This is a genomic window from Bacillus sp. C30, from assembly GCF_040838255.1.
Taxonomy (GTDB): Bacteria; Bacillota; Bacilli; order Bacillales; family Bacillaceae_G; genus Bacillus_A; species Bacillus_A mycoides.
On record NZ_JBFPJH010000366.1, the window covers coordinates 1 to 3,054 of the forward strand.

At 33.0% G+C, this 3,054-nt stretch carries 4 protein-coding genes; all 4 read left to right on the forward strand.

Annotation, left to right across the window (positions count from 1 at the left end; genetic code table 11):
* The first annotated feature begins 86 nt into the window (after window positions 1–86).
* Window positions 87–908, forward strand: a complete 822-nt coding sequence (locus tag AB3X49_RS20300; RefSeq protein WP_002064921.1) for a peptidoglycan-N-acetylglucosamine deacetylase — start codon at window positions 87–89, stop codon at window positions 906–908.
* Between the two features lie 15 nt (window positions 909–923).
* The gene (locus AB3X49_RS20305) at window positions 924–1,580 is read left to right on the forward strand and encodes a YkyA family protein (RefSeq protein WP_367964358.1); all 657 of its coding nucleotides are present in this window, start codon (window positions 924–926) and stop codon (window positions 1,578–1,580) included.
* 158 nt (window positions 1,581–1,738) lie between these two features.
* The gene (locus tag AB3X49_RS20310; protein ID WP_002012374.1) at window positions 1,739–2,419 is read left to right on the forward strand and encodes an MgtC/SapB family protein; all 681 of its coding nucleotides are present in this window, start codon (window positions 1,739–1,741) and stop codon (window positions 2,417–2,419) included.
* A 77-nt stretch (window positions 2,420–2,496) separates the two neighbouring features.
* Window positions 2,497–3,033 carry a GNAT family N-acetyltransferase gene (locus AB3X49_RS20315; protein WP_002141362.1) on the forward strand — a complete coding sequence of 179 codons (537 nt, stop codon included), beginning with the start codon at window positions 2,497–2,499 and terminating at the stop codon, window positions 3,031–3,033.
* Window positions 3,034–3,054: the final 21 nt, after the last annotated feature.

Consider the following 3,054-nt stretch of genomic DNA (forward strand, 5'->3'; position numbering starts at 1 on the left):
GTTTATATAGTGTAATAAAATAAATAGATGTATAATTATATTGGGTGATTTATATATAAGATTAATAGGGAGAGGAATTCGATAGAATGGAAAAGGCTTTTAAAATTAAACGAGTTGCAGTTGTTTCAGTAGCGATTGCAATAGTAGCTATTGGGTATTTCATGTTTCAATCTATTACTTCACCAGCAAAAGCTGTTGCGAAGCAAGAAAATATAGTGCAGCTTGCAAGTGAACAATCGAAAGTTGAAATGAATAAAACGGCGCCAAGTCGTTTTAACGGAATGGAAAGAAAAGTTGCTTATCTTACATTTGATGATGGGCCAGGAAAATATACGGCTGAATTATTGAATATGTTAAAACAGCATGATGCGAAGGCGACATTCTTTTTAATTGGTGCGAATGTAAAACAGTTTCCTGATTTAGTAAAACGTGAAAATGCAGAAGGACATTATGTTGGAATGCATAGTATGACACACAATTTTGCGAAGTTATATAAAAATGGCGAGTATGTTAATGAAATGAAAGAAGATCAAGGCTTAATCGCAAATATTATTGGGAAAGCCCCTAAATTAACACGTCCTCCATACGGATCGATGCCTGGTTTAAATGAAGGTCTCCGAAATAAAGTAGTTGAGGATGGTTTAAAAGTGTGGGACTGGACAATTGATTCTTTAGACTGGAAATACAATAAAGTACCAGTGGATGCAGCGGCAGCGCAAATCGCTCAAAATGTATTAGCTGGTGCAACAAAACCGCAAGAAGTCATTTTAATGCATGACATTCACCCGCAATCAGTTGCTGCTGTGCCAGCAATTTTAAAGGGTCTAAAAGAAAAAGGTTATGAATTTGAGGCATACCATGAAGAGAATCACTTCCCAGTGAATTTCTGGCACGATAACCGTATGTAATTGGAGGAATTGAAGTTGAAGTATGGAAAAGTAGCAGTAGTTGGAGCATTATCAGTAGGATTATTATCAGGTTGTTTCGGTGAAAAACCAGAAGAAAATTTATATACGGCTTTTGAAGCAGCAGCGACACAAGAAAAATCGTTAGCTGATGATACGAAAAAGTTAGAGCAATTAGAAAAGCAAGGGCAAGAACTATATTCTCAAATTTTACAAGAAGGTAAAGAACATAATGAAGCAGTCACGAAGAAGATAGAGGAAGCTACTGCAAATGTAAATGAGCGTGAGAAAGTATTGAAAAACGAGAAAGAACTGTTAGAGAAAGCTCAGAAGGAGACGAAATCAGTTCAAAGCAATATAGAGAAGCTTGAAGATAAGAAATTACAAAAACAAGCTAAAGCAGTAGAACAGTCGTATAAAAACCGTTATGCTGCATTCCAAAAAATGAATGAGGATTACACGAAGGCGTTAGCGAATGAAAAAGAGCTGTATGAAAAATTAAAAGTAAAAGAAACGAAGTTAAAAGAAATTGGTGAAAAAGTTAAAACTGTTAATGAGTTAAATGTGGAAGCTCAAAAGGCGAAAGAACAATTTAATAAACATACAAAAGAGTATAATGATAATAAGTTAGCATTTTATAAAGATGCACAAATTAAAATTAAAGAACAAAAATAAAGAAAGATCTTAATTATAATAAAAAGCCGGGGAAACATTGTCAAAAATGTTTTTTCGGTTTTTTACTTTAAATGAATAGAAAAGACTGGAATTGATATCATAAAAGAGTTATAGTGAAATATTCGAAGGGAAACATTGTAAAGTAAGGAGAAGGAATTATGTCATATGAATTTTTATTCAAATTAGGTTTAGCACTCTTTTTAGGATTATTCATCGGAATAGATAGGCAGCTAAAGAATAAACCGCTTGGTGTGAAAACAAGTATGGTTATTTCCGTAGCGAGTTGTTTAATTACAATGGTTTCAATTGAATCAGTGAATGTTTATTCTGTACCGGGTCATACAAACATGGATCCAATGCGTCTCGCCGCTCAAATTGTTAGTGGGATCGGTTTTCTTGGAGCAGGGGTAATTTTACGAAGAAATAATGACGTTATTTCAGGATTAACGACAGCCTCTATGGTATGGGCCGCTTCAGCACTAGGTATTGCGATTGGTGCAGGGTTTTATATACAAGCGACGGTTGCTATGATTTTAATTATATTAGCGATTAACGTACTTCCGCAAATTGTGAAAATTGCAGGCCCTTATTCATTAAGACAAAAGGACTTATCTATAAAAATTACCGTAAACAAACATCGAGAGTTAGACGGGATTTTTAAGCAAATTAAAAATTTAAATATGCAAGTGAAACGAGTGAAAATTAAAGATATTGATAATGGGGCATCTCAGCAATTGGAAATGGTCATTTTAGCTCCAGAAGATTTATATACAACTGAATTATATAGTTCTTTAAAAGAAATCGATCATGTTGTTTCAGTAGAAGTTGAAAGTAGATAAAAAGAGTGATGAAAATTCACTCTTTTTTTAATGCATACAAAACATTTTGCTATAATTATTTTCTAAGGGGGATGAGTATGGTGGAGATACATATTAGAAGGGCAATAAAAGATGATATTTCGGCAATTGCAAAAGTGCATGTGGATAGTTGGAAAACAACGTATAAGGGGATATTCTCTAATGAAATTTTAGACAATATAACGTATGACCAACGAGAAAAGCTATGGGAAAGTATATTTCAAAAAGAAGACGGGCATCAATTTAGGTTTGTAGCAGAAACGTTAAATGGTAAAATAATTGGATTTATCGATGGGGGAGTTGAAAGAACAGGTACATATAATTGTGATGGGGAATTATATGCAATATACATTTTACAAGAGTATCAAGGAATGAAGATAGGACAAAGATTATTTCAAGCTTTACTATTTGATTGTAAAAAAGATAATATGCAATCTCTTTTAGTTTGGGTAGTTTCTAATAATCCTTCTAAAAAGTTTTATGAAAAATATAATCCGGAAAAAATTGACACGAAACTTTTAGAAAGACTAAATGTAGAAGAAATAGCATATGCTTGGCGAGATATGGATTGTTTATACAAATCACTATTAATTTAGAACGCGATAATATTATTATGT